This window comes from Leisingera sp. G5_S3_59_S7, from assembly GCF_054968485.1.
Genome location: NZ_JBQKUH010000115.1, coordinates 1 through 745, shown reverse-complemented (window position 1 = coordinate 745; position 745 = coordinate 1). Strand labels below are relative to the sequence as shown.

Below are 745 nucleotides of genomic sequence, written 5' to 3'. Positions count from 1 at the left end.
GGCATTGCCAACTTATTTGCACCCGGCTGAATGCGGCCTGCTCCGCGCCCGTCATGCGGTCATCTCGAGTGCGTAGCCGTTCCAAAGATCAAAGGCATCGGATCGGGCGTGGCGGTACGATGTGGCGGTAAGACGATAGCGGCGGGGACGGAAGAACATGTTGATCTGGTCATGTGCGTCCAGAAATCTCTGAGCCTGTCCGGGTGACTTGAACCGCCCCATGAGTTTCTCTCGCTTGCGGGTTGGCCGATGGGATCCTTCGATCCGGTTGTTCAAGCCCTTGTGCGCCCGATGATCAGCATTCGCCACGAGGTTGCGGATCGGCCTGATGTAACTGCGCAGCTTGTCGGTGATCACGACCCGCGGCGCGCCAAACCGGTCGATCAGCCGCTTCAAGAACCGGCTGGCGGCCTTTGCATTACGTTGCTTTTGCACGAGAATGTCGAGCACATTCCCATTCGCGTCGACTGCCCGCCAAAGCCAGAACTTCACGCCATTGATCGGAACAACGACTTCATCCAAGTGCCATTTGTCACTGGCGCCCGGCCTGTCGCGCTTGATGCAATCGGCGAAATGGCGGCCAAACCGGTTCACCCAGTTCCGGACGGTTTCCCGGCTGACCATCACGCCGCGTTCGGCCAGCAGATCCTCGACATCTGCCGTGCTCAGCGCAAACCGATGGTAAGCCCAGACGGCATAGGAGATGATCTCGCGGGGAAAACGAAAGCCCTTCAGGCGTCGAATT

The 745-nt window shown here is 59.2% G+C and carries 1 protein-coding gene; it reads right to left on the bottom strand.

Features of this window, described 5'->3' with window-relative positions:
• Nucleotides 1-51: 51 nt before the first annotated feature.
• Nucleotides 52-744: an IS6 family transposase gene (locus ACTRWG_RS22735; protein WP_462829988.1), complete on the bottom strand. Its 693-nt coding sequence runs from the start codon at nt 742-744 to the stop codon at nt 52-54.
• Nucleotide 745 lies beyond the last annotated feature (1 nt).